The organism is Gordonia iterans (genome assembly GCF_002993285.1).
Taxonomy (GTDB): Bacteria; Actinomycetota; Actinomycetes; order Mycobacteriales; family Mycobacteriaceae; genus Gordonia; species Gordonia iterans.
The window spans coordinates 3014949-3029685 of record NZ_CP027433.1 but is presented as its reverse complement, the minus strand read 5'-3'; the positions used below and the strand labels follow the sequence as shown (position 1 = coordinate 3029685).

Annotated in this window: 15 protein-coding genes; 11 read left to right on the top strand and 4 right to left on the bottom strand. The window is 68.1% G+C overall.

Features of this window, described 5'->3' with window-relative positions:
* Nucleotides 1-226 precede the first annotated feature (226 nt).
* A complete protein-coding gene (rpsT, locus tag C6V83_RS13960) occupies nucleotides 227-487 on the bottom strand; it encodes a 30S ribosomal protein S20 (protein ID WP_105942900.1) in 261 nt (86 codons plus the stop codon).
* A gap of 220 nt (nucleotides 488-707) precedes the next feature.
* Between rpsT and C6V83_RS13955 the strand changes: the two genes are divergently transcribed.
* A complete protein-coding gene (locus C6V83_RS13955) occupies nucleotides 708-1847 on the top strand; it encodes a sulfotransferase family protein (protein ID WP_105942899.1) in 1140 nt (379 codons plus the stop codon).
* 85 nt (nucleotides 1848-1932) lie between these two features.
* Here the strand turns inward: C6V83_RS13955 and C6V83_RS13950 are convergent, their stop codons facing one another.
* The 3 genes from C6V83_RS13950 to C6V83_RS13940 all read right to left on the bottom strand — a co-directional run bounded on the left by C6V83_RS13950 (nucleotide 1933) and on the right by C6V83_RS13940 (nucleotide 3540).
* A complete protein-coding gene (locus tag C6V83_RS13950; protein ID WP_105942898.1) occupies nucleotides 1933-2322 on the bottom strand; it encodes a DUF4189 domain-containing protein in 390 nt (129 codons plus the stop codon).
* Nucleotides 2323-2455: 133 nt separating this feature from the next.
* The gene (locus C6V83_RS13945) at nucleotides 2456-2878 is read right to left on the bottom strand and encodes a type II toxin-antitoxin system PemK/MazF family toxin (RefSeq protein ID WP_105942897.1); all 423 of its coding nucleotides are present in this window, start codon (nucleotides 2876-2878) and stop codon (nucleotides 2456-2458) included.
* Complete coding sequence (locus C6V83_RS13940; protein ID WP_105942896.1) at nucleotides 2875-3540, bottom strand: alpha/beta hydrolase family protein; 666 nt, start codon at nucleotides 3538-3540, stop codon at nucleotides 2875-2877. Before C6V83_RS13940 ends, C6V83_RS13945 begins: the two co-directional genes overlap by 4 nt.
* 118 nt (nucleotides 3541-3658) lie before the next feature.
* Here C6V83_RS13940 and C6V83_RS13935 point away from each other — a divergent pair, with 118 nt between their 5' ends.
* The 10 genes from C6V83_RS13935 (at nucleotide 3659) to C6V83_RS13890 (ending at nucleotide 14717) form a co-directional block, all read left to right on the top strand.
* The gene (locus C6V83_RS13935; protein ID WP_159067526.1) at nucleotides 3659-4048 is read left to right on the top strand and encodes a hypothetical protein; all 390 of its coding nucleotides are present in this window, start codon (nucleotides 3659-3661) and stop codon (nucleotides 4046-4048) included.
* Between the two features lie 53 nt (nucleotides 4049-4101).
* Entirely contained in the window at nucleotides 4102-5976 is a 1875-nt protein-coding gene (lepA, locus tag C6V83_RS13930; protein ID WP_105942894.1) for a translation elongation factor 4, read from the top strand.
* Nucleotides 5977-6034: 58 nt separating this feature from the next.
* A complete protein-coding gene (locus C6V83_RS13925; protein ID WP_105942893.1) occupies nucleotides 6035-8200 on the top strand; it encodes a M3 family metallopeptidase in 2166 nt (721 codons plus the stop codon).
* Between the two features lie 115 nt (nucleotides 8201-8315).
* Nucleotides 8316-8516: a hypothetical protein gene (locus C6V83_RS13920; RefSeq protein WP_105943964.1), complete on the top strand. Its 201-nt coding sequence runs from the start codon at nucleotides 8316-8318 to the stop codon at nucleotides 8514-8516.
* Between the two features lie 221 nt (nucleotides 8517-8737).
* Nucleotides 8738-9736: a sulfate ABC transporter substrate-binding protein gene (locus C6V83_RS13915; RefSeq protein WP_105943963.1), complete on the top strand. Its 999-nt coding sequence runs from the start codon at nucleotides 8738-8740 to the stop codon at nucleotides 9734-9736.
* Nucleotides 9733-10599: a sulfate ABC transporter permease subunit CysT gene (gene cysT, locus C6V83_RS13910; RefSeq protein ID WP_105942892.1), complete on the top strand. Its 867-nt coding sequence runs from the start codon at nucleotides 9733-9735 to the stop codon at nucleotides 10597-10599. The genes C6V83_RS13915 and cysT overlap by 4 nt, the downstream gene beginning before the upstream one ends.
* Complete coding sequence (cysW, locus tag C6V83_RS13905) at nucleotides 10596-11561, top strand: sulfate ABC transporter permease subunit CysW (protein WP_105942891.1); 966 nt, start codon at nucleotides 10596-10598, stop codon at nucleotides 11559-11561. Before cysT ends, cysW begins: the two co-directional genes overlap by 4 nt.
* 2 nt (nucleotides 11562-11563) lie before the next feature.
* The gene (locus C6V83_RS13900) at nucleotides 11564-12559 is read left to right on the top strand and encodes a sulfate/molybdate ABC transporter ATP-binding protein (RefSeq protein WP_105942890.1); all 996 of its coding nucleotides are present in this window, start codon (nucleotides 11564-11566) and stop codon (nucleotides 12557-12559) included.
* Nucleotides 12560-12753: 194 nt separating this feature from the next.
* The gene (locus tag C6V83_RS13895) at nucleotides 12754-12960 is read left to right on the top strand and encodes a hypothetical protein (RefSeq protein WP_105942889.1); all 207 of its coding nucleotides are present in this window, start codon (nucleotides 12754-12756) and stop codon (nucleotides 12958-12960) included.
* Between the two features lie 131 nt (nucleotides 12961-13091).
* Nucleotides 13092-14717 carry an AMP-binding protein gene (locus C6V83_RS13890; protein ID WP_105942888.1) on the top strand — a complete coding sequence of 542 codons (1626 nt, stop codon included), beginning with the start codon at nucleotides 13092-13094 and terminating at the stop codon, nucleotides 14715-14717.
* The last annotated feature ends 20 nt before the right edge of the window (nucleotides 14718-14737 follow it).

The following is a 14737-nucleotide window of genomic DNA, read 5'->3' as shown; positions in this document are numbered from 1 at the left end:
TGCGACAGCCAGGTGCAGAGGCGACACTCCCAGGTGTCTCGTCTCCAGCCGGTTGTCGCGCCTGCCTTACCGTTGTCGCGCCTGCCTTGCCGTTGTCGCGAATGTCCGGCACGACAGTGAGGACAGACGACGATCACCCCGACGACCGCGTGGTAATCGTCGGGGTGATCGTGAGACCTGTGCATCGGACCGCTGCGGTCCGGGTGCGGCGTGAGCCGCGGGAGGATCAGAGCTTGTTGACCGCGAGAGCCATGGCCGACTTCTTGTTGGCCGCCTGGTTCTTGTGGATGACGCCCTTGGTGGCGGCCTTGTCCAGCTGGCGGCTGGTGCTCGCGAGCAGCTCGGTGGCCTTCTCCTTGTCGCCGGCGGCGACGGTCTCGCGGAAGTTGCGGAGAGCGGTGCGCAGCGCGCTGCGGATCGACTGATTCCGCTGGCGACGACGCTCGTTGGTCTTGTTCCGCTTGATCTGCGACTTGATGTTTGCCACGCGTAATCCCTTACATCGTTGGTGCGGCCGCGGTGGGCGACCTGGTGTTCTGTTCGGAGCAGTGCGATTCGCGATCGGTCGGCGACCAGCGTGTTTCGCAACAGCAGACAAGATTACCAGCGGTGGCGGCGGCCCCCAAATCCGTGGATTCGAGGCGGCCGCGTGAGCGGCGGTGAGTCGAGGAGATACCCCGTGGGCGAAACCCTAGACTGAGCCCACTATGTCGATCGTCTACGTCCACGTCGGACTTCCCAAGACCGGTACTACGCACATCCAGGATCGTCTTTGGGTGAACCGCGACCTCGCGCTGGAGAACGCCGGACTGCTCTATCCGGGCGTCCACCCCGAAGACCACTTCCACGCCGCCGCGCATCTGCAGCCGGAGCGCTACCTGAGCTGGGCCGCGCCCGAGCACGCCGGAGCCTGGCCCCGGATGGTGGCCCAGATGAAAGCCTGGCCGGGTACGTCGATCGTCTCGCACGAGTTGTTCGCCAACGCCGGGGTGGAGGACCTGAGGCGGCTGGTCGACGATCTGGCCTTCGCCGAGGAGGTCCACGTGATCCTCACCGTGCGCGACCTGGCCCGGCAATTGCCGTCGGTGTACCAGGAGAACGTCAAGAACCAGCGTCCGACCGACTTCGCGACCTTCCTGGCTTCGGTCGCCGATCATGCTCCAGGTGGTGGGGGAACCGGCGAACTGCACGAAGAGCCGTTCTGGGAGTTCCAGGACTACACGGCGGTGGTGGGCAAGTGGTCGACGTTGGTGCCGGCCGACCGGATCCATCTGGTCACCGTGCCCGCTCCGGGCACCGCCGCACAGGGTGACTCGCTGTGGGATCGCTTCCTGTCGGTCCTGGGCGTCGACCCGGCGTTGCTGCCGAAGACCGGCGAGCGGCACAACATGTCGCTGTCGGCCGCGCAGACCGAGTTCCTGAGACGTCTCAACACCCGGATTCCGTCGGGTGTGATCCCGTGGACGCGCTACGAGAACATCGTCAAGCGGCGGTTCATCGGGATCGCGCTGCGCAACACGAGCCAGGGCAAGCCGCTGGGACTGTCTGCGCAGCAGCGTGAATGGGCGGCGACCGAGTCTGTGCGGCTGATCGACGCGATCGCCGCAGCGGGCTGCCGCATCACCGGCACGCTCGACGACCTCCGCGTCGATCTGAGCGTCGACGTCGCCGAGACGCCGGAGCCGACGGACGAGGCCGTCGCGAACGCGGGCCTGGACGCGCTGGCGTACTGGATCGCGGCGATGCCCGAACCCGTGGATCAGCGGTCGGCCGCGACCCGGGCCAAGGACGTGGCACGAAGGGTCAAGCGACGGGCCGTGGGATTGCGCGATCGCCTGAAGGGCTGATCCGCGTGCCGGCGGGCGTCCCGCCACGCACCGAAGCCCGCTGTCTCGGGGACGGCGGGCTTCGGGCTTTGGTGGCGGATCGGAATCAGCGGGAGGTGCAGGCCCAGGCGCGGATGTGTGAACCGGGACCGGCCTTGCGCTTGGCGGCGCGCTGGGCGGCGGCGCGCGTCGGGAAACCGCTGGCGGTGCCGACGGTGGTGCGGGTGCGGCCGAACTTGTACGCCACGGCGCCGCACGAGTTGTAGAAGGTGAAGTACCCGCAGCGCGGTCCGCACAGGCGCTTGGCCCGGTTCTTGGCGGCGGCGCGGCTGCCGTAGTTCACCGCGTAGGAGGTCTTGCCGTTGTAGTTCCAGGCGATCGCACCGTAGTTGTAGGCGCGGGCGTCGGCGGCGGGGGCCGTGGCGGGGAGCAGGGATCCGGCGGTGGCGACGGAGACGGCGATGCCGAGTCCGGCGAAGAAGCGACGAGTTTTCATGCCGGGAAAGCTACCTGAGCACTCACTGAGAACACTCCTGTGAACTGCGGTTTGAGCAGATTCCCCGAGAGATTCGGGTAGAAGCGCACGAACGGTCTGCGTAGTTCTACTCAGGCCGAGTCCTTTCCTGCGACTATCGCCAGCCGTAGTCGCGGCGCAGCTCGTCGGCGACGGCGTCGAAGGTGTCTCGCCGGCAGATCGACCCCTCCCGGCGGATGCCGTGCTCGTCGACCACGATCACCCGGTCGAGCCGGACGTAGCTCTCGCGGCCGTTGTAGTCCCAGGCGCCGGAACCGACCGGCAGCCAGTTCTCGTCGTCGCGATGATGCGCCTGCGACGAGAGCATCAGGCCGACCAGCTCGGCGCCCTGGCGTCCGACGATCAGGACCGGGCGATCCTTGCCCTGGCCGGGGTCCTCCTCGTACGGGACCCAGGTCCACACGATCTCCCCGGGATCGGCAGCGCCGTCGAGGTCGGGCGCGTAGGTGATCCGGCGCGCCAACTCGGGTGTCGGCCGCGTGCGGCCGGGGCGACGGCGGTACTCGTGGCCGGTCACGGCGTCTCGGTCAGGAGGTACTGCTCGACGGCGTCCGCGGTGAGCTCGCCGACCCCGGAGCGCTCGGGTTTGAGGCCGTGGTCGGCCTTGTCCACCTCGACGATGTGCACGGGCCCGGCGAACAGCGTCGCCGCGGCCGCGAGCTCGTCGGAGGCGGCAAAGGCATCGCTGCGGCCGTGCACGATCACCGTCGGGGCCGCGATCTCCGGCAGGTGTTCGGTGCGCAGCTTCTCGGGCTTGCCCGGCGGGTGCAACGGGTACGACGTCAGCAGCAGCGCGTCGGCAAACGCGGGATCGTCGGCGACGACCATCGATGCCTGCCGCCCGCCGTACGACTGCCCTCCGACGATCAGCGGGCCCTTCGGTGCGAGCGGCCGGAGCGCGGCGACGGCGGCGCGGATCCCGTCCCGATCGGCGGCGGCCTTCGACGGCGAGGGCGGCCCCTTCGGCCGCTGCTGCCGATAGGGGAGGTCGATGCGTGCGACGGTGAGGCCGCGCGCGGTGAGCGCCGCCGAGAGGGTGCGCAGCAGAACGGATTCTCGGTCGCTACCCGCGCCGTGCGCCAGGATCACCAGTCCGCGCGAGTCGCTCGCGGGCCGGTCGATCGAGGCGGCGACACCGTCGTCGTGCAGTTGCTCGGAGGCATCGTCGTCGTCGTGCATGATGATGCGAGCCTACGTGCCCGCCGACCGCTGCGAACCGAGATGGAGTCAGGCCATGCCCCGCGACGACCGCACTCCCCGGAGACTCTCCGACGACGACACGCGAACAGTCCCGGACATGGCTTTCGTGGTGGCGATACTTGGGCTGGTCGCCCTGATCGCCGGTATCGGATGGCTCGGTGTACGGGCGATCAACACCTCGACCGCCCCCGGCTACTACCTGAACGAGAGGCTCTACTTCCGGCCCGCCGGCGGCGAGGAACAGTCGATTCCCGCCCCCGGCGCCGCGGACACCAACGATCGGGACAGCCGCTCCGATGCTCGGATCCGCGTCTACTACGACCCGATGCACCTCGACAAGGCGACGACCGACTGGTACGCCGTCTGGCTCGGCCCGATCGTCGTCGTGGTGATCGGCACGCTCGCTCTGCTGTTCGCGGGAGGTCTGGTGAGGAGCGCTTTGGCCGGACGGCGAGACGGCGGGTCGAGTCCGGCGGCCGCCTCGTGACAAACTAGGGGCAGACCTGCGGCCCCTGGGTCCGACCGGAGCCCCGAGCCGCCTTGCAAGGAGCAGTAGAGATTTCCACCTTCGCCGACACGACGTTCACCGATCCTTCCCGGATCCGGAACTTCTGCATCATCGCGCACATCGACCACGGCAAGTCGACGCTGGCCGACCGGATGCTGCAGATCACCGGGGTGGTCGCCGAGCGCGACATGCGGGCGCAGTACCTCGACCGGATGGACATCGAGCGCGAGCGCGGCATCACCATCAAGGCGCAGAACGTCCGGCTGCCGTGGAAGGTCGCCGACGAGAACGGGGTCGCGCAGGACTACGTGATCCACCTGATCGACACGCCCGGCCACGTCGACTTCACCTATGAGGTGTCGCGGGCGCTGGAGGCGTGTGAGGGCGCGATCCTGCTGGTCGACGCCGCTCAGGGCATCGAAGCCCAGACGCTCGCCAACCTGTATCTGGCGATGGACAACGACCTCACCATCATCCCGGTGCTCAACAAGATCGACCTGCCGGCCGCCGACCCGGATCGCTACGCCGCGGAGATCGCGCACATCATCGGCTGTGAGCCCGAGGACGTGCTGCGCGTCTCCGGCAAGACCGGCGAGGGCGTGCCGGAGCTGCTCGACGAGGCCATCCGGCAGATCCCGGCCCCGGTCGGCGACTCGGACGCCCCCGCCCGCGCGATGATCTTCGACTCGGTCTACGACACCTACCGCGGCGTCGTGACCTACGTCCGCGTGGTCGACGGCAAGATCCTGCCGCGCGAGAAGATCCAGATGATGTCGACCGGCGCGACCCACGAGCTCCTCGAAGTGGGCATAGTCTCGCCGGAGCCCAAACCCAGCAAGGGCCTCGGAGTCGGCGAAGTCGGGTATCTGATCACCGGCGTCAAGGACGTGCGCCAGTCGAAGGTCGGCGACACCGTCACCACTGCGAAGCACGGCGCGACCCAAGCCCTGACCGGCTACCGCGAGCCCCGGCCGATGGTCTACTCGGGCCTGTACCCGGTCGACGGTTCCGACTACCCGGTCCTGCGTGAGGCCCTGGAGAAGCTCCAGCTCAACGACGCGGCCCTCACCTACGAACCCGAGACCTCCGTGGCCCTCGGCTTCGGCTTCCGCTGCGGCTTCCTCGGCCTGCTCCACATGGAGATCACGCGTGAGCGCCTGGAACGCGAGTTCGGACTCGACCTGATCTCCACCGCGCCCAACGTCGTCTACCGGGTGGTGATGGACGACGGCGCCGAGCACATCGTCACCAACCCGTCGGACTGGCCCACGGGTAAGACCAAGAACATCTACGAGCCGATCGTGAAGACGACGATCATCGCGCCCAGCGAGTTCATCGGCGCGATCATGGAGCTGTGCCAGTCGCGGCGGGGCGAGCTCGGCGGCATGGACTACCTGTCCGAGACGCGCGTGGAGATGCGCTACACGCTGCCGATGGCCGAGATCATCTTCGACTTCTTCGACGCCCTCAAGTCGCGCACCCGCGGCTACGCGTCGCTTGACTACGAGGAGGCCGGCGAGCAGGAGGCCGATCTGGTGAAGGTCGACATCCTGCTGCAGGGCGAGGCAGTCGATGCGTTCAGCGCGATCGTGCACAAGGACTCGGCCTACGCGTACGGCAACCGGATGGCGCTCAAACTCAAGGACCTGATCCCGCGCCAGCAGTTCGAGGTGCCCATCCAGGCCGCCATCGGCTCGAAGGTGATCGCCCGCGAGAACATCCGGGCGATCCGCAAGGACGTCCTCGCCAAATGCTACGGCGGCGACATCAGCCGCAAGCGCAAGCTGCTGGAGAAGCAGAAGGAGGGCAAGAAGCGGATGAAGACGATCGGCCGCGTCGACGTCCCCCAAGAGGCCTTCGTCGCCGCGCTCAGCAACGACGCGGTCGGGGACAAACCGAAGAAGTAGGCCGTCGGGGCGCTGACGCGCGGCGGACGGTGCCCGGTCATCGTGGCACAGTGGTCGCATGGCCGATGATGCTGTGAACCCCGTGCTCGCCGATTCCGGGCTCCCGTACGACCTGCCCGACTTCGCGACGATCTCCGACGAGGACTTCCTGCCCGCGTACGACGTCGCCTTGGCCGAACACCTCGCCGAGGTGGAGGCGATCGCGTCGAACAGCGAGCCGTCCACCTTCGACAACACTCTGGCCGCGCTCGAAGCCTCGGGCCGCTCACTGGCGCGGGCGAACGGGATCTTCTTCAATCTCGAAGGGGCGGACAGCAATCCGCGCCGGGCGGAGATCGCGCAGGAACTCGCGGTGCGGCTCACGGCGCATGCCAACACCGTCGGGATGCACCCGGGGCTGTACGCCCGCATCGCGGCCCTGCACGAGCAGATCGACCGGCTCGAGCTCACCGAGCCGCAGCGCCGGCTGCTGGAGAAGCGCTACCGCAGCGCAGTCCGCGCCGGGGCGGGACTCGACGCCGACGGCCAAGCGGAGATGCGGGCGATCTCCGCCCGATTGGCGACGCTCACCACCGAGTTCTCCCAGTACCTGCTCGACGACACCAACGCGTCGGCGGTGCACGTGCTGGACGCGGCCGACCTGGACGGGCTGTCCGATGCCGAGATCGCCGCAGCCCGTCGCCTCGCCCGCGCCGAGGGGCGCGAGGGCCATCTGATCTCCCTGGAACTGCCGTCCAGTCAGTCCGCGGTCGGCAAGCTGACGAATCGGAATGTGCGCCAACGCGTCTTCGAGGCTTCCGTCGACCGGTGCGCACGAGGGAACAGTCACGACACCCGGGCGATGATCCTGGAGATCGTCGAACTGCGGGCCCGTCGTGCACGACTGCTCGGGTACGACGACCACGCCGCGTACACCATCGCCGAGGAGACGGCACCGGATCCCGCGGCGGTGGCCGACCTGCTCCGCGAACTGGGATCGGCCGCGACGGCGGCGGCTGACGCCGAGATCGCGTGCCTGACAGAGGATTTCGGGGGACCGCTGGAGCCCTGGGACGTGTCCTTCGCGCTCGCCGCTGCCCGGCGGACCGGGAAGGACGATGTCGACTCGCTGCGCTCGCTCAATCATCGACAGGACTCGCTCGATCAGCGAGAACACGGTGCACCCGATCATCGAGGTGACGGCGCACCCGATCAGCGACGCAACGATGCGCAGGAGGTGAGGACGGACGAGTTCGAGCAGTACTGCGAACTCGACGCGGTGCTGAACGACGGGGTGTTCGCCGCCGCCACCGCCCTGTACGGCCTGACCTTCACCGAACGCCCGGACCTGAAGGGCTACCACCCCGACGTACGGGTGTGGGAGGTCCTCGACGGCGCGGACGGCCGCGGCGTGGGACTGTTCCTCGGCGACTTCTATGCGCGCCCGTCCAAGCGCGGCGGAGCGTGGATGAACAACATCGTCGACCAGTCGGCGCAACTGGGCGCGCGGCCGGTGATCGTGAACGTGCTCAACCTGACCGAGCCCGAACCGGGGGAGCCGTGTCTGCTCACGGCCGACCAGCTCACGACCCTCTTCCACGAGTTCGGTCACGCATTGCACGGACTGCTGTCGGCGGTGGAGTTCGGCTCGCAATCGGGCACCTCGGTACCGCGCGACTTCGTCGAGTTCCCGTCGCAGGTGAACGAGATGTGGGCACTGCACCCCGACGTGGTGACCCGCTACGCCCGGCACTGGAAGACCGGCGAACCGGCGCCGACCGAGTTGATCGCCGCGGTGCGCGAGGCCGCCGACGTGGAGCCGGCGCACGCGACCGTCGAGTACCTGGCCGCCGCCGCGCTGGATCTGGCCTGGCACCGTCTGACGCCGGAGAGCATTCCGCACGACGTGGCAGAGTTCGAAGCGCTCGCCCTCGACGAAGCGGGACTGGCGCACCCGCTGATCCCGCCCCGGTACCGGAGCACGTACTTCAACCACGTCTTCGGCGGCGGATACTCGTCGGCGTACTACTCGTACATCTGGTCCGAGGTCCTCGACGCCGAGACCGAGCAGTGGTTCCTGCGCGGAGGCGGTCTGCGGCGCGAACTGGGACGCGCGTTCGCCGAAGCGGTGCTGGCGCGCGGCGACAGCGTGGACCCGGTCGCCGCGCACGCGGAGATGCTCGGACATCCCGCTGAGATCGCGCCACTCCTGCGCCGCCGCGGGTTGGCTCCGACCGCCGGGTAGCCTGGTGTCGGACGCCGGTCTTTTCAGCACCGGAGTTCCAGTTCGAACTCCGGTCGCGAGAGCCGGCGTTTTAAGTCAGCGTGAGAATAAGTGACCGCCGAACCGGGAGGTGTCGATGAGCGCGATCCTGTCGTGGTGGGACGGAGTCGAGGAGTGGCTCACAGCCCTCCCGTTCGTCCCCCAGCTTCTGGTGGTGGCGGCGATCCTCCTGCCCCTCGCGACGGCAATCGCCTGGGTGGTGAACTTCCTGGTCGCCTGGGTGTTTTCACTGTTCGACCGCCGGGAAGTCGGCGACGACCACGGAGTAGGGATCTGAGAGATGTTTCGTTCGAAGGTGACCTGGGCGCTGATCGCCCTGCTCGTCCTGGTTCTCATCGCCTGGCTCATCACCCGTTAGCACACTCGGCGGGGTCCGGAGAAGCCTTGGTTGCGCCACGCTCGCGAGCGTTGAGCGGCCCGCGGCCCCGTTGCTAGCTTTCTCACGTGCAACCGAACCGCCCTCACCGACTCGTGGCTGTCGCCACGGCAGCGCTGCTGATGCTGGTCACCGCCTGCGGCGGCGGCTCCACCGACGAGCCCGGCGGCCACGACATCTCCTCGGGCGACCGTCATCTCAACCTCGTCGCCTACGCCGTCCCCAAGCCCGGCTTCGACCTGATCATCCCCGCGTTCCGGGACACCCCGGAAGGTCACGGCATCGGCTTCTCGCAGTCCTACGGCGCCTCCGGCGACCAGTCGCGCAAGGTGGCGCGCGGACTGCCCACCGACGTCGTGAACTTCTCCGTTGCACCGGACGTCACTCGACTGGTCGATGCCGGCGTGGTGGACCAGGACTGGGAATCCCAGGCGCCCAACGACTCGATCCCCTTCGGCTCGGTGGTCGCGTTCGTCGTCCGTGAAGGGAACCCGAAGAACATCCAGACCTGGGACGACCTGCTCAAACCCGGAGTCACGGTGGTGACCCCCAATCCGGGAAGCTCCGGTTCGGCCAAGTGGAATCTGCTCGCGCCGTACGCGGCCAAGAGCGACGGCGGCAAGAATCCGGAGGCGGGCTTGACCTACGTCCGGCAGCTCGTGCGCGATCACGTGCGGATTCTGCCCAAGTCCGGCAGGGAGGCCACGTCCGCGTTCGAACAGGGCCAGGGTGACGTGCTGATCAGCTACGAGAACGAGGCGATCATGCTCAAGCGTCACAACGACACCGCCCGGGCCGGCCAGCGAGTGGACTACGTCGTGCCCTCGCAGACCTTCAAGATCGAGAACCCGGTCGCCATCGTCACCACGAGCAACGACAAGGCTGCGGCGAAGAGCTTCGTCGACTACTTGTTCACTCCTCCGGCTCAGCGACTCTGGGCGCAGGCCGGCTTCCGCCCGGTGCTTCCGGAGATCATCGCCGAGACCGGGGGCGACTTCCCCGGCCGGATCGACGAGCTGTGGACGATCGACGATCTGGGCGGATGGCCGGATGTCGACAAGAAACTGTTCGGCAAGTCCGGTGCGATCACCGAGATCTACAACGAGGAAGCGGGCCGATGACCGCTCCACAGGCGCAGGGCTCCGCCGTCGAACCGGCTTCACCCGAACGGACGCCGGCGAGCGGGCGGCGCTGGCGCGCGGACAATCCGCTCACCCTCGGCGTGGCCGCGCTGTGGCTCACCGTCATCGTGCTCCTGCCGTTGGCCGCCATCACCTCCACCGCGTTCGACGACGGCTGGTCGGGATTCTGGGATGCGATCATTGCTCCCGGCGCCGTCGACACGCTGCGGATCACGGCGATCATGTCGCTGGTGGTGGCACTGATCAACGTCGTCTTCGGCACGATCATCGCGTGGGTGCTGGTCCGCGACGACTTCTGGGGCAAGGGCGTCGTCAACGCCATCATCGACCTGCCCTTCGCGTTGCCGACCATCGTCGCCTCACTGGTGCTCCTCGCGCTGTACGGGCCCAACAGTCCGATCGACGTGCACCTGGCCGCCACCGAGCCCGGTGTGATCATCGCGCTGACCTTCGTCACCCTTCCGTTCGTGGTGCGCCAGGTCCAGCCGGTGCTGATGGAGGTCGACCGCGACGTCGAAGAGGCCGCCGCCGTGCTCGGCGCCCGCAACAGCACCATCTTCTTCCGGATCGTGTTGCCCGCCCTGATGCCCGCCGTCCTGACCGGCGCCGGACTGGCGTTCACGCGCGCGATCGGCGAGTTCGGCTCCGTGGTGCTCATCGGTGGGAACATTCCGGGCAAGACCCAGGTGGCCTCCCAGTACATCCAGCAACAGATCGAGATCGACGAGCCGGTGGATGCGTCGGCCGTCTCGGTGATGCTGCTGCTGATCGCCTTCGTCGTGTTGCTGGTGCTGCGCGTCGCCGGGCGTTTCCAGCAGCGTCGTGAGGAGGCTTCGGAATGAACATCTCCAATCCGGCGCGATACGGGCTGAGGGCGATCGCCCTCGTCTACCTGTTCGTTCTGCTGGTCGTCCCGGTCGGCCTGATCTTCTGGCGCGCGTTCGAGCCCGGATTCGGGCAGTTCTGGGACTGGATCACCACGCCGGCCGCCATCTCCGCGCTGCAGTTGTCGTTGATCATCGTGGCGATCGTGGTGCCGCTGAACGTCGTGTTCGGCGTGATCACCGCGCTCGCCCTGGCGCGCGGGCGGTTCCGCGGTCGGGGCCTCATGCAGGCCGTCGTGGATCTGCCGTTCGCAGTCTCCCCGGTGGTCGCGGGTGTCGCGCTGATCGCGCTGTGGGGCAGCCACGGATGGTTCGGCGGTGTCGAGTCTCTCGGCTTCCGGGTGATCTTCGGTCTTCCCGGGATGGTGCTGGCGACGATCTTCGTCACCCTGCCCTTCGTGGTGCGAGAAGTCGAGCCGGTCCTGCACGAGATCGGTACCGAACAGGAGGAAGCGGCGGCGACCCTGGGCGCGAGCGGCTGGCAGACCTTCTGGCGGATCACTCTGCCGGCGATCCGGTGGGGGCTGACCTACGGCATCGTGCTCACCGTCGCTCGTTCGCTGGGCGAGTACGGCGCGGTGACCATGGTGTCGTCGAATATGCCGGGTGTGTCGCAGACGCTGACTCTGCTGGTTCACTCGCGCTACACCGACGACTACAACGAGTACGGCGCCTACGCGGCGGCGACCCTGCTTATGCTGGTCGCCATAGCTGTGCTCGTCGCCATGACCGTCATCGAGCGGCGTGCGCAGGGCCGAGTGGCCGACGCCGCGACCATCGTGGCGCCGCAGGCCCTGATGCCTGAGGGGGAGCGTCTCGACGGTCCGCGACCGGAAGAATCCGAGGCGTCGAATCCCCCCGACCGGGGGATGCGCCGAGACCGATCCGCTCACGAACGCACCGCAGCCGAGGAGAAATAGACGTGTCCATCTCAGTCATCGGAGCCAACAAGCACTACGGCGACTTCGCTGCACTCGACAATGTCTCGATCGACATCCCGGAGGGGTCGCTGACCTCGCTCCTGGGACCGTCGGGGTCGGGGAAGTCGACGCTGCTGCGTGCGATCGCCGGTCTCGACACCCTGGACTCGGGAACTGTCGTGATCAACGGCCGGGACGTGTCCACCGCCTCGCCCCAGAATCGCGACATCGGGTTCGTCTTTCAGCACTACGCGGCCTTCAAGCACATGACGGTGCGCGACAACATCGCCTTCGGACTCAAGATCCGCAAGCGGCCGAAGGCAGAGGTCGAGAAGAAGGTCAACGACCTTCTGGAGATCGTCGGCCTGGAGGTCTTCCAGAACCGGTACCCGTCCCAGCTGTCCGGCGGGCAGCGTCAGCGCATGGCGCTGGCAAGGGCGCTTGCCGTGGATCCGCAGGTGCTGCTGCTCGACGAGCCCTTCGGTGCACTCGATGCGAAGGTGCGCGACGACCTGCGCCGCTGGCTGCGCCAGTTGCACGAGGAGGTCCACGTGACGACCGTGCTGGTGACCCACGATCAGCAGGAGGCGCTGGACGTCTCCGATCGGATCGCGGTGCTCAACAAGGGGCGCATCGAGCAGATCGGGACGCCAGACGATCTCTACGACCGGCCGGAGAACGTGTTCGTGGCGTCGTTCCTGGGCTCGGTCTCGCGGCTGAACGGTCAGCTCGTCCGCCCGCACGACATCCGGATCGGTCGCACGCCGGAGATGACCTACCCGCCGGCTGACTCGGATCTGGACACCGGGGTGGTGCGAGCGACGGTCAATCGCGTGGTGAATCTCGGGTTCGAGACTCGTGTCGAACTGACGGCCGCGAACACCGGCGAGGACTTCATCGCGCAGATCACCCGGGGCGATCAGAACGCATTGGAACTGAGTGCAGGCCAGACGGTGTACGCGCGGGCGACCGCAGTTCCGGGAGTCGTGGGCGAATAGCCGTATCCGGCGGGCCCATTCAGACGTGGGACCGACCGGCACAGTCCATGCTCACGTCGCTCACCGGCTTGCTCCTCGCCGGGGGTCGCGCCGGACCGCCGGGCGATTGAAATCCCGGCGACCTGGGTATCCGGAGTTCAGGAGCCTCCGGGCTTCTGTGTTCCGAGTTCGCAGACCGTAGCGAGGAGGCTCCGATGCCCGCTGTACCGAACGACCCCGAGCCGCCGCCGATACCGATGCCCCCGGGGGAGCGGCCGATCCCGGAGCCGGAACCGGACCCGATGATCGTCCCGCCGTCGGTGCCGCGGCCGGCGCCCGGTGGGCCGGAACCCGGACCGTCGCCGGGCACCCCCGGACCCGGACCTGATCCGGTGCCGAAGCCGCGGCCCGATCTGGTGTGAGCCGCCGCCGCTGATCGCAGTCACCGGACCGTTCGTCGCAACGCGCGGCGAACAATTGTGGCACTCCGTGCCAGTGGGCTATCGTGATCGTCGGCACAACACCGGCTTTCGCGAGGGGAAGATCACCCGCCATGACTCAATCCGTCCGGTCCGGACTCGACACCGCACTTACACCGCTGCGATTCCTGGAGCGCGCCGCCGAGGTGCACCCGCGCAAGCTCGCGGTGATCGACGGCGGACGCCGTCTCACCTATGCCGAGCTGGCCGCGGACGTCACCGCCCTGGCGAGTGCGCTCCGGGCCTCGGGCGTGGAACCCGGCGATCGGGTAGCGTTCCTCGGCACCAACTCGGCGGAACTGCTGGCCGCGCACTTCGCGGTGCCCCTGGCCGGCGGTGTCCTGGTCGCGGTCAACACCCGGCTGGCCGCCGAAGAGGTCCGCTACATCTGCGACCACTCCGGTGCGGTACTGCTGCTCGGGGACGGTCCGCTGCTGGCCGCGCTGGAGGAGGTCTCGCTCGCGACGGTGCGCGAACGAATCGAAGTGCCCGGCCAGGACGGCGAATACTCCGGGCACGTCACCCGGTACGACGAACTGACGGCGCGCGCCGAGACCGCCCAGCGGTTCGGCTGGGGGGTCGACGACGAGGACGCGGTCATCTCGATCAACTACACCTCGGGTACCACGGGCAAACCGAAAGGCGTCATGTACACCCACCGGGGCGCGTACCTCGCGTCGCTGGGGAACGTGGTGACCCAGGGCTTCGGCATCGACACGAAGTACTTGTGGACCCTGCCGATGTTCCACTGCAACGGCTGGTGCGGTCCGTGGGCCCTCACGTCGGTGGCGGCCACCCAGGTGTGTCTGCGCGCGGTGCGGGGCGACGACATGTGGCGGTTGATCGACACCGAAGGCATCAATCAGATGTCCGGCGCGCCGACGGTCCTCACGACCCTGGCGACTGCTCCGGAAGCGCATCCGATGGCCGCTCCGATGGCCATCGCGACTGCGGGCGCCCCGCCGAGCCCAACGGTCATCAAGGCGATCCGGCACCTGGGGATCGACATCGTCCACGTGTACGGCCTGACCGAGACCTACGGGCCGTACGCGGTGTGCGAACCCGATCCGAGCTGGTCGGACCTCTCCGGGGAGGAACTGTCGGTGTTGATGGCGCGCCAGGGAGTGGGCATGCTGACCGCCGAGCGGCTGCGGGTGGTGCGCACCGAGCCGGTGGACGGCGAGCTGGTGGACGTGGCGCCGGACGGCGTGGAGATGGGTGAGATCGTCATGCGGGGCAATGTCGTGATGAAGGGCTATCTGGATGCGCCGGAGCAGACGGCCGAGGCCTTCGCCGGCGGGTGGTTCCACTCCGGCGACCTGGGCGTGATGCACCCGGACGGCTACGTGCAGCTCCTCGACCGTGCGAAGGACGTGGTGATCTCCGGCGGCGAGAACATCTCGACCATCGAGGTGGAGCAGGCCGTCGTCAGTCATCCGGCCGTGCTCGACGTCGCGGTGATCGGCGTTCCGGACGAGAAGTGGGGCGAGCGTCCCAAGGCCTATGTGCAGCTGGCCGACGGAGCGGCGGTCACCGCCGAGGAGATCATCGCGCACGTGAAGAGCCGGATCGCCTCGTACAAGGCGCCCCGCGAGGTGGAGTTCCTCGACGTGCTCCCGAAGACCTCGACCGGCAAGACCCGCAAGAACGACCTGCGTGACGCCGCCTGGGGAGACACCCGCACCCGCATCCAGGGCTGAGGCGTCGCGAACGGGTGGTC

Bases quoted from the DNA above. Each gene is read 5' to 3' on its own strand.
- C6V83_RS13895 (WP_105942889.1), top strand. From the start codon at position 12,754: ATGCCCGCTGTACCGAACGACCCCGAGCCGCCGCCGATACCGATGCCC.
- C6V83_RS13915 (WP_105943963.1), top strand. From the start codon at position 8,738: ATGCTGGTCACCGCCTGCGGCGGCGGCTCCACCGACGAGCCCGGCGGC.
- C6V83_RS13955 (WP_105942899.1), top strand. From the start codon at position 708: ATGTCGATCGTCTACGTCCACGTCGGACTTCCCAAGACCGGTACTACG.
- C6V83_RS13925 (WP_105942893.1), top strand. From the start codon at position 6,035: ATGGCCGATGATGCTGTGAACCCCGTGCTCGCCGATTCCGGGCTCCCG.
- C6V83_RS13920 (WP_105943964.1), top strand. From the start codon at position 8,316: ATGAGCGCGATCCTGTCGTGGTGGGACGGAGTCGAGGAGTGGCTCACA.
- C6V83_RS13890 (WP_105942888.1), top strand. From the start codon at position 13,092: ATGACTCAATCCGTCCGGTCCGGACTCGACACCGCACTTACACCGCTG.
- C6V83_RS13935 (WP_159067526.1), top strand. From the start codon at position 3,659: ATGGCTTTCGTGGTGGCGATACTTGGGCTGGTCGCCCTGATCGCCGGT.
- C6V83_RS13950 (WP_105942898.1), bottom strand. From the start codon at position 2,322: ATGAAAACTCGTCGCTTCTTCGCCGGACTCGGCATCGCCGTCTCCGTC.
- C6V83_RS13940 (WP_105942896.1), bottom strand. From the start codon at position 3,540: ATGCACGACGACGACGATGCCTCCGAGCAACTGCACGACGACGGTGTC.
- cysT (WP_105942892.1), top strand. From the start codon at position 9,733: ATGACCGCTCCACAGGCGCAGGGCTCCGCCGTCGAACCGGCTTCACCC.
- cysW (WP_105942891.1), top strand. From the start codon at position 10,596: ATGAACATCTCCAATCCGGCGCGATACGGGCTGAGGGCGATCGCCCTC.